Origin of the sequence: Streptomyces sp. CB02959 (genome assembly GCF_002803155.1) — a bacterium.
Lineage (GTDB): Bacteria > Actinomycetota > Actinomycetes > Streptomycetales > Streptomycetaceae > Streptomyces.
Map to the genome: position 1 here is coordinate 35,694 of NZ_NNBP01000001.1, position 22,325 is coordinate 58,018.

At 72.9% G+C, this 22,325-nt stretch carries 19 protein-coding genes; 4 read left to right on the forward strand and 15 right to left on the reverse strand.

Annotated elements, in window-relative coordinates:
* Window positions 1-200: 200 nt before the first annotated feature.
* Window positions 201-2,870: an SCO5717 family growth-regulating ATPase gene (locus CG747_RS00150; RefSeq protein WP_100599514.1), complete on the forward strand. Its 2,670-nt coding sequence runs from the start codon at window positions 201-203 to the stop codon at window positions 2,868-2,870.
* An 84-nt stretch (window positions 2,871-2,954) separates the two neighbouring features.
* On the opposite strand, the gene CG747_RS00155 is transcribed toward CG747_RS00150, so the two are convergent.
* The 9 genes from CG747_RS00155 to rimP all read right to left on the reverse strand — a co-directional run bounded on the left by CG747_RS00155 (window position 2,955) and on the right by rimP (window position 12,526).
* Window positions 2,955-3,908, reverse strand: coding sequence for a bifunctional riboflavin kinase/FAD synthetase (locus CG747_RS00155; RefSeq protein WP_100599515.1), 954 nt, complete (start codon window positions 3,906-3,908; stop codon window positions 2,955-2,957).
* A 61-nt stretch (window positions 3,909-3,969) separates the two neighbouring features.
* Window positions 3,970-5,094, reverse strand: a complete 1,125-nt coding sequence (locus tag CG747_RS50880) for a hypothetical protein (RefSeq protein WP_146022031.1) — start codon at window positions 5,092-5,094, stop codon at window positions 3,970-3,972.
* 261 nt (window positions 5,095-5,355) lie between these two features.
* Window positions 5,356-6,282, reverse strand: coding sequence for a tRNA pseudouridine(55) synthase TruB (gene truB / locus CG747_RS00165; RefSeq protein ID WP_100599517.1), 927 nt, complete (start codon window positions 6,280-6,282; stop codon window positions 5,356-5,358).
* Window positions 6,279-6,734, reverse strand: coding sequence for a 30S ribosome-binding factor RbfA (gene rbfA, locus CG747_RS00170; protein ID WP_067346533.1), 456 nt, complete (start codon window positions 6,732-6,734; stop codon window positions 6,279-6,281). Before rbfA ends, truB begins: the two co-directional genes overlap by 4 nt.
* Before the next feature lie 67 nt (window positions 6,735-6,801).
* Window positions 6,802-7,095 carry a DUF503 domain-containing protein gene (locus tag CG747_RS00175; protein WP_100599518.1) on the reverse strand — a complete coding sequence of 98 codons (294 nt, stop codon included), beginning with the start codon at window positions 7,093-7,095 and terminating at the stop codon, window positions 6,802-6,804.
* A gap of 194 nt (window positions 7,096-7,289) precedes the next feature.
* Window positions 7,290-10,385 (reverse strand): translation initiation factor IF-2, encoded by a 3,096-nt coding sequence (gene infB, locus CG747_RS00180; protein WP_100599519.1) that lies wholly within the window; start codon window positions 10,383-10,385, stop codon window positions 7,290-7,292.
* Between the two features lie 178 nt (window positions 10,386-10,563).
* Window positions 10,564-10,842: a YlxR family protein gene (locus tag CG747_RS00185; RefSeq protein ID WP_100599520.1), complete on the reverse strand. Its 279-nt coding sequence runs from the start codon at window positions 10,840-10,842 to the stop codon at window positions 10,564-10,566.
* A gap of 128 nt (window positions 10,843-10,970) precedes the next feature.
* Window positions 10,971-11,963, reverse strand: a complete 993-nt coding sequence (gene nusA, locus CG747_RS00190; protein WP_100599521.1) for a transcription termination factor NusA — start codon at window positions 11,961-11,963, stop codon at window positions 10,971-10,973.
* 2 nt (window positions 11,964-11,965) lie between these two features.
* A complete protein-coding gene (gene rimP / locus CG747_RS00195; protein WP_100599522.1) occupies window positions 11,966-12,526 on the reverse strand; it encodes a ribosome maturation factor RimP in 561 nt (186 codons plus the stop codon).
* 160 nt (window positions 12,527-12,686) lie between these two features.
* Here rimP and CG747_RS00200 point away from each other — a divergent pair, with 160 nt between their 5' ends.
* The 3 genes from CG747_RS00200 (at window position 12,687) to CG747_RS00210 (ending at window position 14,777) form a co-directional block, all read left to right on the forward strand.
* A complete protein-coding gene (locus CG747_RS00200; RefSeq protein WP_100600035.1) occupies window positions 12,687-13,214 on the forward strand; it encodes a hypothetical protein in 528 nt (175 codons plus the stop codon).
* Window positions 13,215-13,314: 100 nt separating this feature from the next.
* Window positions 13,315-13,818, forward strand: a complete 504-nt coding sequence (locus tag CG747_RS00205; protein WP_100599523.1) for a ferritin-like domain-containing protein — start codon at window positions 13,315-13,317, stop codon at window positions 13,816-13,818.
* A gap of 50 nt (window positions 13,819-13,868) precedes the next feature.
* On the forward strand, window positions 13,869-14,777 hold the full coding sequence (locus tag CG747_RS00210) for an aminoglycoside phosphotransferase family protein (protein ID WP_100599524.1): 909 nt from the start codon (window positions 13,869-13,871) through the stop codon (window positions 14,775-14,777).
* A 62-nt stretch (window positions 14,778-14,839) separates the two neighbouring features.
* Here CG747_RS00210 and CG747_RS00215 read toward each other — a convergent pair whose 3' ends face one another.
* The 6 genes from CG747_RS00215 to dxr form a co-directional block, all read right to left on the reverse strand.
* Window positions 14,840-16,543, reverse strand: a complete 1,704-nt coding sequence (locus CG747_RS00215) for a proline--tRNA ligase (RefSeq protein WP_100599525.1) — start codon at window positions 16,541-16,543, stop codon at window positions 14,840-14,842.
* Window positions 16,544-16,780: 237 nt separating this feature from the next.
* Entirely contained in the window at window positions 16,781-17,317 is a 537-nt protein-coding gene (locus CG747_RS00220; protein ID WP_100599526.1) for a GNAT family N-acetyltransferase, read from the reverse strand.
* A 24-nt stretch (window positions 17,318-17,341) separates the two neighbouring features.
* Window positions 17,342-18,187: a GNAT family N-acetyltransferase gene (locus tag CG747_RS00225; RefSeq protein ID WP_100599527.1), complete on the reverse strand. Its 846-nt coding sequence runs from the start codon at window positions 18,185-18,187 to the stop codon at window positions 17,342-17,344.
* A 161-nt stretch (window positions 18,188-18,348) separates the two neighbouring features.
* Window positions 18,349-19,506, reverse strand: coding sequence for a flavodoxin-dependent (E)-4-hydroxy-3-methylbut-2-enyl-diphosphate synthase (gene ispG / locus CG747_RS00230; protein ID WP_100599528.1), 1,158 nt, complete (start codon window positions 19,504-19,506; stop codon window positions 18,349-18,351).
* Window positions 19,507-19,678: 172 nt separating this feature from the next.
* Window positions 19,679-20,980, reverse strand: coding sequence for an RIP metalloprotease (locus CG747_RS00235; RefSeq protein WP_100599529.1), 1,302 nt, complete (start codon window positions 20,978-20,980; stop codon window positions 19,679-19,681).
* Entirely contained in the window at window positions 20,977-22,293 is a 1,317-nt protein-coding gene (dxr, locus tag CG747_RS00240) for a 1-deoxy-D-xylulose-5-phosphate reductoisomerase (protein ID WP_100600036.1), read from the reverse strand. Before dxr ends, CG747_RS00235 begins: the two co-directional genes overlap by 4 nt.
* Between the last annotated feature and the right edge of the window lie 32 nt (window positions 22,294-22,325).

Consider the following 22,325-nt stretch of genomic DNA (forward strand, 5'->3'; position numbering starts at 1 on the left):
CGACTGTTGATTAGGCTGTGGGGAGAGCCGCAGGAGCACACCTCACGTCGGCAGTGCACGACGGCAGTCGATTACGGGGATGGAGACATAGCAGTGGTGGCGCAACCCCGGGTGGCGTGCTCCGACTTCCGTTACATCCGATCGATCCGCCTGTATCCGGTCCTGCCGTTCAGGTGCGTTGCAGTAGACCAGGAGGCACAGTGAAAGACCAGGAGGCTTTCCGCCCGGACGGGAACGATCCTGACGACGACCAGTCCGAGTTCGACCTGACCGGCGAGTTCAAGATCGATTTCGCGGCTCCGGCCTGGTACGGCAGCAACGACACCAGTGGCGGCGCGGGCGCCGCGGCCTCCTCTGCGACGCCGCCCGCCGGTGCCCAGACCACGGGTCCGCCGCCGCCTACCGGTCAGCCGCTGCCCGGGGCGACCCAGGGCGCACCCGTCCCCGGCGTTCCGCAGCAGGGCGAGCCCGGTCCGGCCGCGGCTCCCGGATTCCCGACGCTGCGGCCGCACGACGCGGGCGGCGACGCCCCGGCCGCCGCACCTGACGGTCCGTCAGCTCCTGTCGGCAGCGACGGCGCGGCCGACGGCGGCGCCAACGTCCGCGCCGGCGACGGTCCGGACCCCTCGGCCTCCCTCTGGGACGACGAGGAGGACGACGCGGAGCCGGTAGCGGAGGCGGCGCCCGAGCCGCAGGCCGCCGCGACACCGCAGCCGACGGCCGCACCCGCCCCGGTGGAGGCCGCCGTGGCGCCCCAGGGACAGCCTGCGCCGGCTCCCGGGCCGGAGACCTCCACCGCGGCCGCGGCAGCCGCCGCAGCGGCCGCTCAGCCCGTTGCACAGCCCGCCCAGGGGCAGCCTCAGGCCCAGCAGCCGCCGCAGGGCGCACCCGTCCAGGGGATGCCGCCGCAGCAGGGCGTCGCGCCGCAGGGCATGCCGCCGCAGCAGGGGGCGCCGCAGCCGGGCGCGCCGTGGCCCGGTGCGGACGTTCAGCAGCAGGGGATGCCCGCGCAGGGCGCCCCGGCACAGGGCGGACTCCCGCCGCTGCCGCCGGAGTTCCAGCCCGCCGACCCGCGCATGGCACAGGCCGGTCAGCAGCAGCCGGCCGCTCCTCAGCAGCCGCAGCAGCCGCAGGCCCAGCCGCAGCCTCAGGCGCACCCCCAGCCGCAGGCACCCCAGGCGCCTCAGCAGGGCTACCCGCAGCAGCAGGTCCAGCAACCGCAGCAGCCCCAGCAGGGCTACCCGCGGCAGGGCGCCCCGGCACAGCAGCAGGGCGGCTACGGCTACCCCCAGCCCGCCTACGGCTACCCGCAGCAGGTCCAGCAGCAGGGTCAGCAGCCGCAGCAGCAGCCGGCCCAGCCGCAGCCCAACGCCCAGCCGCAGCAGCCCGCTTACGGCTATCCGCAGCAGGGCTACCCGCAGCAGCAGGCCCAGCCCGGTTACCCGCAGCAGGCCCAGCAGCAGCCGCAGCAAGCCCAACAGGCCCAGCAACAGGCGCAGCAGCAAGCCCAGCAGGCACAACAGCAGGCCCAGCCGGGCCAGCAGCCGCTCCCCGGCCAGCAGTTCGGCGACCCCAACGCGGCGGCCAACTACGCCCAGTACTCCCAGCCGGGCCAGCAGCAGCCGCAGCGCGCCACCCCCGGCGCACCGCTCGGCTACAGCGCCGCGGTCGAGCTGACCTCCGACCGCCTGCTGCGCAACCAGCCCAAGAAGCGGAAGCCGGGTGCCAACGCCCAGCCGTCCAAGTTCAAGCTGGGCGCGAAGAAGGAGCTGGAGGAGCGCCAGCGCAAGCTGGAGCTGATCCGCACCCCGGTGCTGTCCTGCTACCGGATCGCGGTGATCAGCCTCAAGGGCGGCGTCGGCAAGACCACGACGACCACCGCGCTGGGCGCCACCCTGGCCTCCGAGCGGCAGGACAAGATCCTGGCGATCGACGCCAACCCGGACGCCGGCACGCTCGGTCGACGGGTCCGCCGCGAGACCGGGGCGACCATCCGTGACCTGGTGCAGGCGATCCCGCACCTGCACAGCTACATGGACATCCGCCGGTTCACCTCGCAGGCCCCCTCGGGCCTGGAGATCCTCGCCAACGACGTCGACCCGGCCGTCTCGACGACCTTCAACGACGAGGACTACCGGCGGGCGATCGACATCCTCGGCAAGCAGTACCCGGTCATCCTCACCGACTCGGGCACCGGTCTGCTCTACAGCGCGATGCGCGGTGTGCTCGACCTCGCCGACCAGTTGATCATCATCTCCACCCCGTCGGTGGACGGTGCCAGCAGCGCCAGCACCACCTTGGACTGGCTCTCCGCGCACGGTTACGCCGACCTGGTGCAGCGCGGCATCACGGTCATCTCCGGGGTCCGCGAGACCGGCAAGATGATCAAGATCGAGGACATCGTGTCGCACTTCGAGACCCGCTGCCGCGGCGTCGTCGTGGTGCCGTTCGACGAACACCTCGCCGCCGGCGCCGAGGTCGACCTCGACATGATGCGGCCGAAGACCCGCGAGGCGTACTTCAACCTCTCCGCCCTGGTCGCCGAGGACTTCGCGCGGCAGCAGCAGGCCCAGGGGATGTACGCGCAGGCGCAGATGGGCCAGCAGCAGATGGGCGGCGACCCGTACGCCCAGCAGCAGGACCCGTATGCGCAGCAGCAGGACCCGTACGCGCAGCAGCAGTACGCCCAGCAGGCCCAGCAGCAGGCCCCGCAGCAGCAGGGTCAGCCGCCGGCCGGCTATCCGCCGCAGCAGGGCGGCTGGCAGCAGCAGCCCGCCGCCCAGCCGCCCGCCGGCTGGCAGCAACAGCCCGCTCCGGACGCGCCGTTGCCGGAGCAGGGCGGCTGGACGCAGCAGCCGCCGCCGCAGTGAGCGGGGCATGAGCAAAGGGGCGGGGCCCGGCAGTCAGCTGCCGGGCCCCGCCCCTTCGTGCGCCGCGTGCGGGCGCGGAACGCGTTATGCCGGATCGGCTTCGGCGATCAGCCCGCGGGCCTGCTTCACGTCGACCGCCATCCGCTCCAGCAGCGCGTCGAGCGTGGCGAACTTCTCCTGGCCGCGGATGTACGCGAGGAAGTCCACCGCGACGTGCAGCCCGTACAGGTCGAGCCCGACCCGGTCGATGGCGTACGCCTCCACCGTCCGCAGCTTGCCGTCGAACTGCGGGTTGGTGCCGACCGAGATCGCCGCCGGCATCGCCTCGCCCTCGACGTGCAGCAGCCCCGCGTAGACCCCGTCGGCCGGGATCGCGGTGTGCGGCAGGGTCTCCACGTTGGCGGTGGGGAAGCCCATTTCGCGGCCGCGCTGCGCGCCGCGGACGACCACGCCCTCGACCCGGTGCGGGCGTCCCAGGACCTCCCGGGCGCCCGCCACGTCGCCCTCGGCGACCAGCCGGCGGACGAGCGTGGACGAGAACGGCTCGCCGCCGCCCGCGGTGCCCCGCTCGAAGAGGTCGATGACCTCCACCGTGTAGTCGTAGGTCCGGCCCAGCTCGGCGAGGCTCTCGACGGTGCCCTTGGCCTTGTGGCCGAAGCGGAAGTTGGGGCCCTCCACGACGACCTGCGCGTGCAACTTGTCGACCAGCACCTTCACCACGAAGTCGGCGGGCGCCAGCTGGGAGAACTCCTTGGTGAACGGGAGGATCAGCACCGCGTCCACCCCCAGCTCGGCCATCAGCTCGGCCCGCCGGTGGTGCGGGGCCAGCAGCGGCGGATGGGTGCCGGGGCGGACCACCTCGCTCGGGTGCGGGTCGAAGGTGACGACCACGGCCGGAATCCCCAGCTCACGGGCGCGGGCCACGGCCCGGCCGATGATCAATTGGTGGCCGCGGTGCACTCCGTCGTACGAGCCGATGGTGACGACGCTGCGTCCCCAACCCTCGGGGATGTCCTCCAAGCCACGCCAGCGCTGCACTCTGCCCGCTCCTCGCCCGAACTCTTGTCCGTCCACTGCGCCATTTCGGCATGACGCAGGTCTAAGACTGCCATGCCGCGAGCTCGGCTTCGCGCGAAGGGTCGCCTGGCCGCTGTTGCATCGGCCACCCCGCGGGTCCGTCCGGCCACCGGCCGGTCGCCGACCCGGCGCCCTGCGGGTCCGGCACCGGCGTCCGGCCCCACCGCCGGCGACCGCTCCCCCGGCGCGCCACGGCCCGCCGCAGCGCCGCCGGCTCGTCCTCGGCCAGCGCGTCCAGCAGCTCCGCCGCCCGGGGGTGCCGGACGCCGGCCAGCGTCTCGACCAGGGCGTCCAGCGCCCGGGCGCGGTGGGTGTGGAGCAGGGCCTGCGCGGCGTCCGCGACGGTGATCACGCGGGGCGCGGCGGGTGCCGTCAGGAGCGGGCGGGTGTCGTCGAACCAGCCGCACAGCAGCGGCTGGATCCGCTCGGGGTCGGCCTTGAGCAGCTCCGCCACGAGGTCGAGGAACCGCCCGGGGCGGAGGCCCGCGGCACCCGGGCGGAACGCTTCTGCGGCCCCTTCGCACGCCCCTCCGGGACCGTCGGCCCACGGCCGGGCGTCCACCCACCTGTCGGCCGCGGCGCCCCCCGTACCGCCGTCGGCGGCGTGCACCCGGACCCGCGGCGGCGGGGCGAACGGCCGCGGCGGCGGCCCGCCCGGTGCGGTCGCCCGCGGCCCGTCGGCCGGCAGCAGACGGCGCAGCAGCTCCAGCCGGTCCGCCGCCGCCAGCGCCAGGCACCGCCAGAACACCGGTCCGAACGCCGCCAACCCGGCGTCCGCGAAGCCGCCGGCCGCCACCGACCGCTCGGTGATCCGGTCGGCGAGCAGCCGCAGCACGCCCAGATACGGCGTGGCGTCCGGCACTCCCAGCAGGACGCCGCTCAGCCGACCGGCCGCCGCACCGCCGAGGCCGCTTCCGGAACCGGTCGCGGCGCACACCAACTCCCGCCATTCCACCGGAAGTTGATCGCCCCCACCGCCCCCGTCGACCGCACCGGCCACACCCTCACCGGGACTTCCGTACGGCCCCGGGTGCGCGCCCCCGCACACGCCCCCGTCGACCGTCCCGAACACCTCCCCGCACGCCTCCCTGTCGGCGTCCAGCACCACCATCCGCGAACCTCCCCGCCCGTTACCGTCCGTGCTCATCGGCGACGACGGTAGACAGACAGTGATCTTCGCGACAGGGCGCACGGCGAACGCGCCCCCGTCCACGCCGTGATTCACTCCGAGCGCCTGCTCGGAGGGGTGAATCACCGCAGCGCACGGGACAGAGACTCAGCGAGGGGGATGGTGGAGCGCGGGCCGAACGCTCCGCGCCCGTCCGCACGGCCCGCGTTCCACCACCTCCCCCTCGGGCTGCCGACTCCGGCCCCGCCGTCGACAGCGGGGCCGGGAGTCCGACACGCCCTAGGCGAAGACGGCCAGGCTCTTGGCCCGCCCGCCCTGGTTCTCCACCAGCGCCAGGAACGTCCCGTCCGGCCCGAAGGCCGCCACCGGGCCGTCGCCCTCGAAGAGCGGCATCGGGACCCGCGCGCCGTTGAGCAGCAACCGGGACTGCGCCTCGGTGACGTCCCAGCGGGTGAACGCGGCGGCCGCGGCGTCCCCGAGCGGCATGACCGGCAGGCCGCCGCCCTCGGGGTCGTCCACCGCCGCCTGGAGCTGCTCCAGCGTCCGCGCCTGGTCGAGCTTGTACGGGCCGACGCGGGTGCGCCGCAGCGCCGTCAGATGGCCGCCGACACCGAGCCCGGCGCCCAGGTCACGGGCGAGGGCGCGGATGTAGGTACCGGAGGAGCAGACCACCGAGACCAGCAGGTCGGTCACCGGAGTGCCGTCCTCGGCCTCGGCCTCGTGCGCGGAGTGCACCGCGAACGAGGAGACGGTCACCGGCCGGGCCGGGATCTCCACGTCCTCGCCGTCCCGGACCCGCTTGTAGGAGCGCTTGCCGTCGATCTTGATGGCGCTGACCTTGGACGGGACCTGCATGATCGCGCCGGAGAGCTCGGCGACCCCGGCATCGATGTCCTCGCGGGCGATGCCGTGCGCCGCCTTGGACACCAGGATCTCGCCCTCGGCGTCATCGGTGAGCGTGGTCTGCCCGAGCCGCACCGTGCCGACGTACTCCTTCTCCGTCAGCGCGAGGTGGCCCAGCAGCTTCGTGGCCCGCTCCAGGCCGAGGACCAGGACGCCGGTCGCCATCGGGTCGAGGGTGCCGGCATGCCCGACCCGGCGGGTACGGGCCATCCCGCGCATCTTCGCCACGACGTCGTGCGAAGTGAAACCGGACGGCTTGTCGACGATGACCAGGCCGCCCGGCTTGTTGCTCTGCCGCTTCATTCTGCCGCTGCGTCCTCGTCGTCCTCGTCGGCACCCGGCTTGCGGTACGGGTCCGCTTCACCGGCGTACTTGGCACCCGAGGAGACCTCGCGCACCTTGGCGTCCGAGGCCCGGGCCCGGTCGAGCAGGTCCTCGATCGTCTGGGCGTTCTCCGGCAGGGCGTCCGCGACGAACGTCAGCGTCGGTGTGAACTTGGTGCCGGCCGCGGCACCGACCGCGGACCGCAGCACGCCCTTGGCGCTCTCCAGCCCGGCGGCGGCGCTGGCCCGGTCCTCGTCGTCGCCGTAGACCGTGTAGAAGACCGTCGCCTCCCGCAGGTCGCCGGTGACCCGGGTGTCGGTGATGGTCACGTGCGTGCCGAGCCGCGGGTCCTTGACGCCGCGCTGCAACTTCTGGGCGACCACCTCCCGGATGAGGTCCGCCAGCTTCTTCGCCCGCGCATTGTCGGCCACTGGTCCGTCTCCTTCTTGTCTTTCACAATTGTGCTTCCACCGGCGACGACCTGCCCGGTCGCTCGGGTCAGTCGTCGTCGCCGTGCAGCCGCCGGCGTACGGACAGCAGCTCTACTTCGGGCCGTGCGGCGACCAGGCGCTCGCAACGGTCCATGACATCCGCCAGGTGTCCGGCGTCCCCGGACACCACCGCCAGGCCGATACGGGCCCTGCGGTACAGGTCCTGGTCCCCCACCTCCGCGACGCTCACCGCGAACTTGCGGTGCAGCTCGGCGACGATCGGGCGGACGACGGAGCGCTTCTCCTTCAGCGACCGTACGTCGCCGAGAAGCAGGTCGAAGGACAACGTCCCTACGTACATGCAAGACGGGTCAAGCCACCCGTGGGGCCTTAGGGGTACCTCCCGGCGTCGGCCGGGGGCGTACGTGCCAATTCGAACCGTACACGGAACGGCCGGGGCCGATCGACGGAAATTTCCGCCGACCGGCCCCTCACACCCGTCGCCCGGCCACCGCAATCGGTGGACCGCGCTACGCGCGGGCTCTCACACGCGCGTCAGCCGCGCGGCTTCTCCCGCATCTCGTACGTCGCGATGACGTCGTCGATCTTGATGTCGTTGAAGTTCCCGAGGTTGATACCACCCTCGAAGCCTTCGCGGATCTCGGTGACGTCGTCCTTGAAGCGACGCAGGCCCACGATGGTGAGGTCCTCCGCGATGACCTTGCCGTCGCGGATGACGCGCGCCTTCGTGTTGCGCTTGACCTCGCCGGAGCGGATGAGCACACCGGCGATGTTGCCGAGCTTGGACGAACGGAAGATCTCGCGGATCTCGGCCGTACCGAGCTCGACCTCCTCGTACTCCGGCTTGAGCATGCCCTTGAGGGCCGCCTCGATCTCCTCGATCGCCTGGTAGATGACCGAGTAGTACCGGACGTCGACGCCCTCGCGCTCGGCGCGCTGGGTGGCACGGCCTTCGGCGCGGACGTTGAAGCCGATGACGATCGCGTCGGAACCGGTCGCCAGGTCGATGTCGGTCTCGGTGACCGCACCGACGCCGCGGTGCAGCACCCGGATGTCGACCTCTTCGCCGACGTCCAGCTGCAGCAGCGAGGACTCCAGGGCCTCGACCGAACCGGACGCGTCGCCCTTGATGATGAGGTTGAGCTGCTGGACCTCGCCCGCCTTGAGCACCTTGTCGAGGTCCTCGAGGGACACCCGGCGGGTGCGCTTGGCGAACGCGGCGTTGCGCTCGCGCGCCGCACGCTTCTCGGCGATCTGACGCGCCGTGCGGTCCTCGTCGACGACCAGGAAGTTGTCGCCGGCGCCCGGGACGTTGGTGAGACCCAGGACCAGGACGGGGGTCGACGGACCCGCTTCCTCGACGTTGTTGCCCCTGTCGTCGAACATCGCACGGACACGGCCGTACGCGTCACCGGCGACCATCGTGTCGCCGACGCGGAGGGTACCGCGCTGGACGAGGACGGTGGCGACGGCGCCGCGACCGCGGTCGAGGTGGGCCTCGATCGCAATACCCTGCGCGTCCTGCTCGGCGTTGGCCCGCAGGTCCAGCGCGGCGTCCGCGGTGAGGACCACGGCCTCCAGCAGGGAGTCGATGTTCAGACCCTGCTTGGCGGAGATGTCGACGAACATGGTGTCGCCGCCGTACTCCTCGGCCACCAGGCCGTACTCGGTCAGCTGACCGCGCACCTTGGTCGGGTCGGCGCCCTCGACGTCGATCTTGTTGACCGCGACCACGATCGGCACGTCGGCCGCCTTGGCGTGGTTCAGGGCCTCGATCGTCTGCGGCATGACACCGTCGTTGGCCGCCACCACGAGGATCGCGATGTCGGTCGACTTGGCACCACGGGCACGCATGGCGGTGAACGCCTCGTGACCCGGGGTGTCGATGAAGGTGATGCGGCGATCTTCCTCGTTGACCTGGGTCGCGACCTGGTAGGCACCGATGTGCTGGGTGATGCCACCGGCCTCGCCCGCGACCACGTTGGTCTTGCGGATCGCGTCCAGCAGGCGGGTCTTACCGTGGTCGACGTGACCCATGACGGTCACCACCGGCGGACGGGAGACCAGCAGCTCTTCGCCGCCCTCGTTCTCGCCGAACTCGATGTCGAAGGACTCGAGCAGCTCGCGGTCCTCCTCCTCCGGGCTGACGATCTCGACGACGTAGTTCATCTCGTCGGCGAGGAGCTGCAGCGTCTCGTCGGAGACGGACTGCGTCGCGGTGACCATCTCGCCCAGGTTCAGCATGACCTGGACCAGCGACGCCGGGTTGGCGTTGATCTTCTCCGCGAAGTCCGTCAGCGAGGCACCGCGCGACAGGCGAACCGTCGCACCGTTGCCGCGCGGCAGCATGATGCCGCCGACCGACGGGGCCTGCATGGCCTCGTACTCCTGACGGCGCTGCCGCTTCGACTTGCGACCGCGACGCGCCGGACCGCCGGGACGGCCGAACGCACCCTGCGTGCCACCACGGCCACCGGGACCACCGGGACGACCGCCGAAGCCGGGACGACCGGCGAAGCCACCGCCACCGCCACCGGGACCGCCGCCACCGGGACGACCGGCGAAGCCACCGCCGCCGCCACCCGGACGACCGCCACCGCCGCCGCCACCGGGACGACCGGCGAAGCCGCCGCCGCCACCGGGACGACCGCCGCCGCCACCCGGGCGACCGGCGCCGCCCGGACGACCGCCGCCGCCGCCGGGGCCCGGACGCGGGCCGGCAGCCGGACGCTGCGGCATCATGCCCGGGTTCGGGCGGTTACCGCCGCCGGGACGCGGACCTGCGCCACCGGGCGCGGCACCCTGCGGACGGGGCATCGCACCGGGGGTCGGACGGGGACCGCCCTGGCCCTGCGGCCGGGGACCGCCCTGGCCGCCACCCTGCGGGCGCGGACCGGGCTGGCCGGGACGCGGGGCACCACCGGGACGCGGGGTCTGCGGACGGGCCATGCCCGTGGAGCCACCGGAGGTGAAGGGGTTGTTGCCCGGACGCGGACCGGCCGGACGGGCGCCGCCGGGACGCGGGGCCTGCCCACCGGGACGCGGAGCGTTCCCACGCTGCTGGCCCTGGCCGGACGACGGACGACCACCGGGACGCGGGCCCGGGGCTGCACCCGGGCGGGGGCCCTGCGGTGCGGCGGCGGCCGGCGACGGCGGGGCCTGGAACTCCGGCTGCGCGGGCGCGGCCGGAGCGGGCTTGGGCGCCGCGGGGCGCGCCGGGGCCGGACGCGGACCCGGGGTGGGGCCTGCGGCGGGCTTGGAGGCGGCCGGAGCCGCGGGGGTCACCGGAGCCGCGGGGGCCGCCGGGGCAACGGGTGCCTCCGGGGCGGCCGGGGCCGCGGGGCCCGGCTTGGGGGCGCCCGGCTTCGGGGCAGCCGGACGCGCCGCCTGCGCCGGAGTGGGCGCGGACGGCTTCGCGGGGGCCGACTTGCGCGGCGCCGCGGGCTTGCCGGCGGCACGGCCACCGCCGCTGCCCGCCTGGAAAGCGTCGGTCAGCTTGCGAACAACCGGCGCCTCGATCGTCGAGGACGCCGAACGGACGAATTCACCAAGTTCTTGGAGCTTGGCCATGACGACCTTGCTCTCAACACCGAACTCCTTGGCGAGTTCGTAAACCCGGACCTTAGCCACTTCGCTCCTTCTAGGTCCGGGTGTCCACCGGACCGTCGCTACTTCATGGGCGTACTCATCGCGTACTCATCGAGTGCTCATCGCAATCTCGACCTACTTCCGACTCGCGAGGTACCTGACCGCACGGTTTTCCGTGCGCTGTGCGTTTCTTGCTGTGCGTTATCGCCATGGCTGCCGCTCAACGCGCGCCCCCTTCGATGAACCGGCGCAACTCCGCCGTCTCGAACGGGCCGCGGCCCCGGTAGGCCCGGGGGAACGCCCGGCGGCGAACCGCCAGGTCGAGGCAGACCAGTGTCCGGTGCACGTAAGCACCCCGGCCGGGCAGCGTACCGCGAGGATCGGGGACGCACTCGCCCTCGATCGCCACGATGCGCAGCAAATCGCCCTTGGCCGCTCGCTCCCGGCAACCCAGACAAGTGCGCTCAGGGCATGCGCGGGCATGCGTCCGGCCAGACACTGCTTAAGTCTACCTCCCCACAGCTGCTCCACCCCGATGGGGTAAAGCCCGATCCGTTGCTCAGAATTCCCTGCGGGGCGCCGCGGCACCACTCTTTTTCGTCCGCCGCGGCCCCGCGTCCCGGTGGCTCAGCCCTGCGCCGGCGCGTGCTCGGTGTCCGGGCGGATGTCGATCCGCCAGCCGGTGAGCCGCGCCGCGAGCCGGGCGTTCTGCCCTTCCTTGCCGATGGCCAGGGACAGCTGGTAGTCGGGCACGGTCACCCGGGCCGAGCGCGCCGACAGGTCCACGACCTCGACCTTGCTGACCCGGGCCGGGGACAGCGCGTTCGCCACCAGCTCGGCCGGGTCGTCCGACCAGTCCACGATGTCGATCTTCTCGCCGTTGAGCTCGGCCATCACGGCCCGCACCCGGCCGCCCATCGGGCCGATGCACGCGCCCTTGGCGTTCAGTCCCGACCGCGTCGACCGCACCGCGATCTTCGTCCGGTGGCCGGCCTCGCGGGCGATGGCGGCGATCTCCACCGACCCGTCGGCGATCTCCGGCACCTCCATGGCGAACAGCTTCTTCACCAGATTGGGGTGGGTGCGCGAGAGGGTGACCGAGGGACCGCGGACGCCCTTGACGACACGGACGACGTACGACCGCAGGCGGGTGCCGTGCGTGTACTCCTCGCCCGGGACCTGCTCCTGCACCGGCAGGATGGCCTCCAGCTTGCCGATGTCGACCAGGACGTTCTTGGGGTCCTTGCCCTGCTGGACGACGCCGGTGACGACATCGCCCTCCCGCCCGGCGTACTCGCCGAACGTGATCTCCTCCTCGGCGTCCCGCAGCCGCTGCAGGATGACCTGCTTGGCGGTGGTCGCCGCGATCCGCCCGAACCCGGACGGGGTGTCGTCGAACTCGCGCGGCTCGGCACCCTCCTCCAGGTCCTCCGGGTCCTCCTTCGCCCACACCGTCACGTGCCCGGTGCTGCGGTCCAGCTCCACCCGCGCCCGGCGGCGGCTGCCCTCGGTGCGGTGGTACGCGATGAGGAGGGCCGACTCGATCGCCTCGACCAGCAGGTCGAACGAGATCTCCTTCTCCCGCACCAGACCCCGCAGGGCACTCATGTCGATGTCCACGGCTACGCCTCCTCCTTGTTCTCGTCGTGCTCGTCGAGCTCGTCTGTGGTTACGTCCTGCGACGCTTCGCCCTTGGCGGCCTGGGCCGGCTTGGGGTTGAACTCCAGCTCGACCCGCGCCTTCGCGATCTCCTCGAACGCGACCCGGCGGGCCGTCGGCTTGCGCCCCTTGACCCCCGGAACCTCCAGGTCCAGGCCGGTGTCGTCGATGGCGATGATCCGTGCCACCAGGTCGCCGCCCTCGTGGAGGCGGGCCTTGATCAGGCGGCCGACGGCGCGGCGGTAGTGCCGCGGCTCGGTCAGCGGCCGGTCGGCGCCGGGCGAGGTCACCTCAAGCGTGTACGGGGCGCCGCCCATCGCGTCGGTGTCGTCCAGGATCTTGGACGCCTCGCGGCTCAGCTCGGCGCATTCGTCCAATTGGACGCCCGCGTCGGAATCGACCACGATCCTCAGCACCCGACTCTTGCCGGCCGGGGTCACCTCGATCTCTTCCAGATCCAGGTCTCGCGCGGCGACGAGCGGTTCAAGCAGTCCGCGCAGCCTCTCGCTCTGGGTGGTGCTCATCCGGGTGACTCCTCGGCCGCGTGTGCTGTTGTGGGTAGGTCGCGTGTCGGGTCAAAGCCTATCGGTTCCGGCGGGGTACTGACGATTCGGTGGGTCGTCACGGATACGCTCGCCTGCGGTGATCACGACGGAAGACCCCGGGAAGTGCAACGTGCCGAAAGTGGCGCTCACACGCAGAACGACCCTGCTGGCAGGCGCCGCCCTGGGGGGTGCGGCGCTGCTCGCCGGGTGCGCCGACCACGCCCGGCCCGCCGCGGAGGCGCCCGAGCAATCGGCGGCCGCGGAACGGCTGCGGGCACGGGCGGCCCGGGACAGCACGGCGTTGCTCGCGCGGTACGACGCGACGCTCGCGGCGCATCCGGCACTGGGGACGCCGCTGCGGCCGCTCCGGGCCGAAGTCGCCCGCCACGCCGAGGCGTTCGCCTCCGACCGGCCGTCCGCCGGCGCCTCCGCTTCCGCTTCCACTTCCGCCTCCGCGCCGCCGGCCGGCGCGGCACGGGGGGCCGGTGCGCCCCGCGTACCGGCCGACGAACGGGGCGCCCGTACGGCGCTCGCCGACGCGGAACGCACGCTCGCGGACGCCCGTACGGCGGCCCTGGTGTCCGCACCGCCCGAACTGGCGCGGCTGCTCGCCTCGGTCGCGGCGGCGGGAGCGGCCCATGCGTACCTCCTGACGGAGACCGGGTGAGGCGGACGCCGCCGAGCCCGTGCTCCGTGGCGCGCAGGGTGATGACGTACGGCGCGGAGCCAACGGCGAGGCGCCTCAGTAGAAGGAGAAGGAACGGGGTATGACGACGACGGGCGCACCGCGTGACGGGGGCCGGGACCGCGACGAGTTGACGGCGACTCAGGCCGCGCTGGCGGCGGAGCACGCCGCGGTGTACGGGTACGGCGTGGTCGGCGGGCGGATCGGGGCCGGTCGGCGCACCGAGGCTCGGGCCGCGTACGACGCGCATCGGTCCCGGCGGGACGCACTGAGCCGCGCCGTGCGGGACCTCGGCGGCACTCCGCAGGCCGCGGCCGCCGGCTACGCGCTGCCGTTCCCGGTGCCGGACGCGGGCGCCGCGGTGCGGCTGGCCGCGGAGTTGGAGGATCGGGTTTCGGCCGTCTACGCGGACCTCGTCCGGGCCGCCGGCGGCGCGCACCGCAAGGAGGCGGCGGCGGCGCTGCGCGAGGCGGCAGTGCGGGCGGTCCGCTGGCGGGGCAGCGGCGTAGCCTTCCCTGGGCTCGTGGAGCGGGCCGCGGCGCCCGCCCCTTCGGGTACCCCGGGCGCCGACTCCGACGCGCTGTGATCGACCGGCCGCCGCGGCGGCCACTCCCCCACGAAAAGGACAGCTCAGGCATGGCAACGGCACCCATCGAACCGCCGCAACGATTGCTGAGCGCGCTCGGCGGCGATCAGGAGGGTCCCGTACGGGCCTGGCTGGCGGAGCTGCCGGCGCTGGTCCAACAGCAGCTGGAAGCCTGGGAGTTGATGCTGGATCGGGTGCACGCACCGGGTGGCCGCAGCAGTCTCGTGGCGTTCGTGCGGCAGCAGGACGGGACGCCGGCGGCGCTGAAGTTCCCGGTGCCGGGTCGGGCCGCCGCGCAGGAGGCCGCGGCGCTGCGGGTGTGGGACGGCTGGGGTGCGGTGCGGCTGCTGCGGGCCGACGAGGCGAGCGGCGCGCTGCTGCTGGAGCGGTTGCAGGGATCCGTGTCGCTGCGCTCGCTGCCGGAGGCCAAGGCGCTGCTGGAGGCGGCCGGCACGGTGCGCCGGCTGTGGGTGGCGCCGCCGGCGGGGCATCCGTTCGCGACGGTGGCGGAGCGGACCGCGGCGGACGCGGAGCGGCTCCGGGCGGCCGGGGAGCCGGCGGGTGCCGGGCCGCTGCTGGACGAGGTGCTGGAGCTGGGGCGGTCGCTGCCGGCCGGGGCGGCGGAGGAGTTCGTGCTGCACGGGGCGTTCCGGCAGGGCAAGGTGCTGGCCGGGGAGCGCGCGCCGTGGCTGGCGGTGGGGCCGTCGCCGCTGGTCGGCGAGCGGGCGTACGACCTGGCGCGGCTGGTGCTGGACCGGTTCGAGGATCTGCTGGCCGGGTCGGGTGCGGCCGCGGCGGCCCGGCGGCGGGTGGCGAAGCTGGCCGACTCGCTGGACGTGGACCGGGAGCGGCTGCGCGGCTGGACGCTGTACCGGGCGGTGCGCGCAGGGGTGCGGGAGTCGGTGTCGGGTGACCGGCGGCGGGGCGAGTCGCTGCTGGAGTTCGCGGCGTACGTGTAGCGGGCGGGTACGGCAACGGGCCGGCGGGGCGGGTGCCCCGGCCGGCCCGTTGCCGTGTGCGGTCAGGCGCTGAGGCGGGCGACGGCCTCCTCGACCGTCAGCTCCTCGCGCTCGCCGGTGCGGCGGTCCTTGACCTCGACGACGCCCTCGGCGGCGCGGCGGCCGGCGACGACGATGGTCGGCACGCCGATCAGCTCCGCGTCGGTGAACTTCACGCCGGGCGAGACGCCGGGCCGGTCGTCGACCAGGACCCGCAGGCCGGCGGCGGCGAGCTGGTCGCCGACCTCCAGGGCGAGTTCGGTCTGCTTGGCCTTGCCGGCCGCGACGACGTGGATGTCGGCGGGGGCCACCTCGCGGGGCCAGCACAGGCCCTTGTCGTCGGCGTGCTGCTCGGCCAGCGCGGCGACGGCCCGCGAGACGCCGATGCCGTACGAGCCCATGGTCACGCGGACCGGCTTGCCGTTCTGGCCCAGCACGTCGAGCTGGAAGGCGTCGGCGTACTTGCGGCCCAGCTGGAAGATGTGGCCGATCTCGATGGCGCGGTCCAGCTTCAGGCCGGTGCCGCAGTTCGGGCAGGGGTCGCCCTCCTGCACCACGACCGCGTCGACGTACTCGTCGACCTCGAAGTCACGGCCGGCGACGACGTTCCTGGCGTGCACGCCTTCCTTGTTGGCGCCGGTGATCCAGGCGGTGCCGGGGGCGATGCGGGGGTCGGCGAGGTACTTCACCTTCTCCAGGCCCTGCGGGCCGACGTAGCCGCGGACGAGGTCGTCGCGGCCCACGAAGTCCTCGGCGGTCACCAGCTCGACGGCGGCCGGGGCGAAGTGCGCCTCGACCTTGTCCATGTCGACCTCGCGGTCGCCGGGCACGCCCACGGCCACGATCTCGCCGCCCACCTTCACCAGGAGGTTCTTGAGGGTGGCGGAGGCCGGCACGTCCAGGTGCGCGGCGAGCGTCTCGATGGTCGGGGTGTCCGGCGTCGGGACCTCTTCCAGCGCGGGCACGCCGGCGCCGTCCACCGGCTTCAGGGCGTAGGTGATCGCCTCGGTGTTGGCCGCGTACTCGCAGTTCGGGCAGTCGGCGAAGGTGTCCTCGCCGGCCGCGGCCGGGGCCAGGAACTCCTCGGACTTCGAGCCGCCCATGGCGCCGGCGGTGGCGGCGCAGATGCGGTAGTCGAGGCCCAGGCGCTCGAAGATCCGCTGGTACGCGGCGCGGTGCAGCGCGTAGGACTCGGCGAGGCCCTCGTCGGCGGTGTCGAAGGAGTACGAGTCCTTCATCTGGAACTCGCGGCCGCGCAGGATGCCGGCGCGCGGGCGGGCCTCGTCGCGGTACTTGGTCTGGATCTGGTAGAGGATCACCGGCAGGTCCTTGTAGGACGTGCACTGGTCCTTCACCAGCTGGGTGAAGATCTCCTCGTGGGTGGGGCCGAGGAGGTAGTCGCCGCCCCTGCGGTCCTTCAGGCGGAACAGCTCGGCGCCGTACTCCTCCCAGCGGCCGGTCGCCTCGTAGGGCTCCCGCGGCAGAAGGGCGGGCAGCAGGACCTCCTGGCCGCCGATGGCGTCCATCTCCTCGCGCACGATCCGCTCGATGTTGGCGAGGACCTTCTTGCCGAGCGGCAGCCAGGACCAGACACCGGCGGCGGTGCGGCGCACGAACCCGGCGCGCACCAGGAGCTTGTGGCTGAGCACCTCGGCGTCGGCCGGGTCGTCGCGCAGTGTCTTGAACATCAACCGGGACATGCGCTGGACCTGTGCGGCGTTGGCCATGGGAGTTTCTCCTGCGTAAGAAAGGTGACTCCCTGGAGGTTAGCCGCAGGGGTGTGGCGCACGGAAATGCGTATCCGCTGCGCGGGGCTGGTCGGCAGCGGGGCCGGGCTCTGGGGCAGGGGGTGCCCGGACTGCTGCGCTTTACGTCCGGGCACCCCGCCCCGCAGGCTCCCCACCTCCCGTGGGTGGGTGGAAGACGTTCGTGGGGGTGCGCGTCGGTGGTCCGAGGGAGGCTGGTCAGGGGCGCTTCAGCGGCAGCGGTGCGCCCATCACCGCGTAGGGCGTGGGTGCGCTCGGGAAGAGCACGCGGCGGGCGATGTCCTGGTAGCCGAGGGAGCGGTACAGGCCGCGGGCCGGGCTTTCGGTGTCGATGGCGGAGAGGATGCTGCGGGGTTCCGCGGCGCCGTCGGTGATGCGGGTGATCAGGGCGCGGCCGATGCCGCGGTTCTGATAGGCGGGGTGGACGTGCAGTTCGGTGATGACGAAGGAGTCGTCGAGCCAGTGGTCCAAGCCCTGGCTGCGCAGGTAGGGCTCCACGACGGTGGACCACCAGTGGGCGCGGTCGTTGGGCATGCCGTAGACGAAGCCGACGAGCCGGCCGGCGGGGGTGGTGGCGCCGAGGGCGCGGGCGCCGGGGCAGCCGAGGTGGCGCAGCACGATGTGGCGGCGGACGGCGATCTCGTCGTCGCCGAGTCCGAAGGCGAGGGCTTGTACGGCGAGCGCGTCGTCCACGCGGGCAGCGAGATCGAGGGGGCCGACCGCGACGTCATCCATGGTCGGAGCGTACAAGGCGGCGGCTCAGAAAAGTACGCTCATGAACGCGCCGACTTCCTCGAAGCCCACGCGGCGGTAGGCGGCGCGGGCGGCGGTGTTGAAGTCGTTGACGTAGAGGCTGACTACGGGGGCGACGTCGTGGAGGGCGTAGCGGAGGACCGCGGCCATGCCGGTCTCGGACAGGCCCTTGCCGCGGTGTGCGGGGGCGACCCAGACGCCCTGGATCTGGCAGGCGTGCGGGGTGGCGGCGCCGATCTCGGCCTTGAAGACGACCTTGCCGTCCTCGATGCGGGCGAACGAGCGGCCGGCGCCGACGAGTTCGGCGACCCGCGCCTGGTAGAGCAGTCCGCCGTCGCCGGCGAGCGGGGAGATGCCGACCTCTTCGGTGAACATGGCCACGCACGCCGGCATGATCAGGTCGAGTTCGTCCTTGCGGATCCGCCGGACGCAGGGGTCGGGGGCGATCTCGGTGGACGAGGTGCGGGTGACCATCAGCGGCTGGTGGGCGCGGATCTCGCGGGCCGGTCCCCAGTGGGGCTCCAGCAGCGACCAGAGGGCGGCGGTGGGGCCGGCCGGGCCGACGATGGAGGAGCAGCGGCGGCCCTGGCGGCGGGCGCGTTCGGCGAAGCCGCGGACGGCTTCGGGGGTGGCGCAGACGGGGACGAGGTTGGCCCCGGCGTAGCAGAGGGACTCCAGTCGGCCGCCGACGTACCAGCCCCACATCTCGCCGCCCAGCCGCCAGGGGTCGAGGCCGGCGACCTGGACCCGGGCGGCGACGAAGGCGTTGGCGACCGGGTCGCGGTCCAGGACCGCGAGGGCCGCGTCGAGCTCTCCCGGTTCGAGGACCTTGATGGTGGTGGTCGTCAGCACGTGTGGGGAAGCCTCACCGTTGTGGGGCCTGGGAGGCCGGGCGGAGCAGGTCCTGGCACTGTACCTCCACGGGCCCGGAAGCACGCCGGGCTCCTGGTGGTGACGGGTGCGAGCCCCGCGGCCCGGGAGGGCGGCGGGGCTCGGACGGGGTGCGGCGGCGGTCAGCCGGCGGCGGTGACGATCGGCTCGCCGGAGGCGATGCCGTCGGCCTCCATCTGCGCGGCGATCTTCATGGCCTCTTCGATGAGGGTCTCGACGATCTTGGACTCGGGGACGGTCTTGATGACCTCGCCCTTGACGAAGATCTGGCCCTTGCCGTTGCCGGAGGCGACGCCGAGGTCGGCCTCGCGGGCCTCGCCGGGGCCGTTGACGACGCAGCCCATGACGGCGACCCGGAGCGGGACCTCCATGCCCTCCAGGCCCGCGGTGACCTCGTCGGCGAGCTTGTAGACGTCGACCTGGGCGCGGCCGCAGGACGGGCAGGAGACGATCTCCAGGCGGCGGGGGCGGAGGTTGAGGGACTCCAGGATCTGGATGCCGACCTTGACCTCCTCCACGGGCGGGGCGGAGAGCGAGACCCGGATGGTGTCGCCGATGCCCTCGCTGAGCAGCGCGCCGAAGGCGACCGCGGACTTGATGGTGCCCTGGAAGGCGGGGCCGGCCTCGGTGACGCCGAGGTGGAGGGGGTAGTCGCTCTGGGCGGCGAGCTGGCGGTAGGCGTTGACCATCACGACCGGGTCGTTGTGCTTGACCGAGATCTTGATGTCGCGGAAGCCGTGCTCCTCGAAGAGGGACGCCTCCCACAGGGCGGACTCGACCAGGGCCTCGGGGGTGGCCTTGCCGTACTTCTGGAGCAGGCGCCGGTCCAGGGAGCCGGCGTTGACGCCGATCCGGATCGGGGTGCCGGCGTCGGAGGCCGCCTTGGCGATCTCCTTGACCTTGTCGTCGAACTGCTTGATGTTGCCGGGGTTGACCCGGACCGCGGCGCAGCCGGCGTCGATGGCGGCGAAGACGTACTTCGGCTGGAAGTGGATGTCGGCGATCACCGGGATCTGCGACTTCCTCGCGATCACCGAGAGCGCGTCGGCGTCGTCCTGGGTGGGGCAGGCGACCCGGACGATCTGGCAGCCGGAGGCGGTGAGCTCGGCGATCTGCTGGAGCGTGGCGCCGATGTCGGAAGTCCGGGTGGTCGTCATCGACTGCACCGAGACCGGTGCGTCCCCACCCACGGCGACCGTACCGACCTGGATCTTGCGGCTGACCCGGCGGTCGGCGAGCTTGGTCGGGACGTCCGGCATTCCCAGTGCGATGGCAGTCATCTGGCGAGCAACCCCAAGGTTTTGGATCAAGGCCCGGATTCGGCGGGCTTCCGGTCATCGAGCCTACGGCACCCGGGTTGCCGGAGGCACATCGAACCCTGAGGCCCCACGAAAGGGGGCGGCCGGGCACGCCCATACGGTGGCAGCGTGCCCGGCCGGGGGTTTTCGCGGCCTATGTCAGCTTCACCGGGTTCACCACGTCGGCGACCAGCACCAGCAGGGTGAAGCAGATGAAGATCCCGGCGACGACGTAGGCGATCGGCATGAGCTTGGCCACGTCGAAGGGGCCGGGGTCGGGGCGCCGGACGACCTTGGCGAAGGCGCGCCGCAGCGACTCCCACAGGGCGCCGGCGATGTGGCCGCCGTCCAGCGGCAGCAGCGGCAGCATGTTGAACAGGAACAGCGAGAGGTTGAAGCCGGCGACCAGGAAGAGCATGGTCGCCACCCGCTGCTCCGGCGGGATGTGGAGCGAGAAGACCTCGCCGCCGACGCGGGCCGCGCCGACCACGCCCATCGGGGAGTCCTGCTTGCGCTCGGCGCCGTTGAAGGCCGCGTTCCACAGGTCCGGGATCTTGCCGGGGAGGCTTATCAGCGACGCGGCGCCCTGCTGGACCATGTTGCCCATGCGGTCGACGGACTGGCCGAAGGACTGCTGGACGATGCCGCTGGCCGGGGTGAAGCCGAGGAAGCCGGCGGTGACGTACTGGCCGGGGACGTAGCCGCCGCGGCCGTCGGTCTTGGCGACCTTGTTCTCGATGAGGTCGGCGTGCAGCGTCTGCCGGGCGCCGTGCCGCTCGACGACGAGCGTGGCCGGTCCGGTGGTCCTGCGGATCTGCTCCTGGAGGGTGCCCCAGTCGGGGACGGCGCGGCCGTTGAAGGAGACGATCTTGTCGCCGGCGCGCAGGCCGGCGGCCTTGGCCGGGGAGTCCTTGGCGCCGGACGGGCACTTGTCGGTCTGCGCGGAGGCCGCGATGACGCAGTCGGAGACCGAGCTGACCTGGGTGGTCTGGGTGTTGATGCCGAAGCCCATCAGCACGCTCATGAAGATCACCACGGCCAGGACCAGGTTCATGAACGGGCCGGCGAACATCACGATCACGCGCTTCCAGGGCTTGCGCGTGTAGAAGAGCCGGTGCTCGTCGCCGGGCTGGAGCTCCTCGAAGGCCGCCGAGCGGGCGTCCTCGATCATGCCGCGGAACGGCGAGGTGGAGCGGGCCTGGAGCTTCCCGTCGTCGCCGGGCGGGAACATGCCGATCATCCGGATGTAGCCGCCCAGCGGGATCGCCTTGATGCCGTACTCGGTGTCGCCCTTCTTGCGGGAGAAGATCGTCGGCCCGAAGCCCACCATGTACTGCGGCACGCGGATGCCGAACATCTTGGCCGTGCTGAGGTGGCCGAGCTCGTGCCAGGCGATGGAGAACAGCAGGCCGGCGACGAAGACGACTATGCCGAGAATGGTCATCCAGGTCGTCATGCGCGAGCCTCCGAGGGTGTGCGTGCCGCCGCGGCGGCCAGTTCGCGGGCGCGGGCGCGCGCCCAGGTCTCGGCCTGCAGGACGTCCGCGACGGTCAGGGAGGTTCCGTCGCCGGGCGTGCTGCCGGGGCGGGCTCCGTTTCGGTGCTGCTTCTTCACCACTCCGGATGCCAGCCCTTCGTCGACCACTGCGGCGACGGTATCCACAATCCCTGTGAACGGCAGCCCGCCGGTGAGGAACGCCGCCACGCACTCCTCGTTCGCGGCGTTGAAGACGGCCGGGGCGGTGCCGCCCAGTTCGCCGACCCGGCAGGCCAGCGGCACGGACGGGAAGGCGTCCTGGTCGAGCGGGAAGAACTCCCAGGTCGTGGCGGTCTTCCAGTCGACGCCGGGGGCCGCGTCGGGGACCCGGTCGGGCCAGCCCAGGCCCAGCGCGATCGGCATCCGCATGTCGGGCGGGCTGGCCTGGGCGAGGGTGGAGCCGTCGGTGAACTCCACCATCGAGTGGACGTAGGACTGCGGGTGGACGACGACCTCGATGCGGTCGAAGGGGACGTCGAAGAGCAGGTGCGCCTCGATGACCTCCAGGCCCTTGTTGACCAGGGTCGCGGAGTTGATGGTGACGACCGGGCCCATGGACCAGGTGGGGTGGGCCAGCGCCTGCTCGGGGGTGACGCCGGCCAGTTCGCGCCGGGTGCGGCCGCGGAACGGGCCGCCGGAGGCGGTGACCACCAGCTTGCGGACCTCGGCGCGGGTGCCGCCGGTCAGCGCCTGGAAGAGCGCGGAGTGCTCGGAGTCGACGGGGATGATCTGGCCGGGCTTGGCGACGGCCTTGACCAGGGGGCCGCCGACGATCAGCGACTCCTTGTTGGCCAGGGCCAGCACCCGGCCGGCCTTCAGGGCGGCGAGGGTGGGGGCGAGGCCGATGGAGCCGGTGATGCCGTTGAGGACGGTGTGGCAGGGCGAGGCGGCGAGCTCGGTGGCCGCGTCGGGGCCGGCCAGGATCTCCGGCAGCGGCTCCCCCGCGCCGTAGTGCGCGGCCAGCGCCTCGCGCAGCGCGGGCACCTTCTCCTCGCGCGCCACCGCCACCGCGGCGACCTGGAGCCGGTGCGCCTGCTCGGCGAGCAGCTCGACCCGGCCGCCGGACGCGGCGAGCGCGGTGACCTTGAACCGGCCGGGGTTGCGCAGCACGATGTCGATGGCCTGGGTGCCGATCGAACCGGTCGAGCCGAGGATCACGATCTCCCGGGGGCTTCCCGGGTCGCCGGTGGCCGGCTCGAAGCGCAGGTGCGGGTGGGCGAGGCTGTCCGTCATGTGGTCCATTGTGGCCGGTCGGTGCGGTGCCC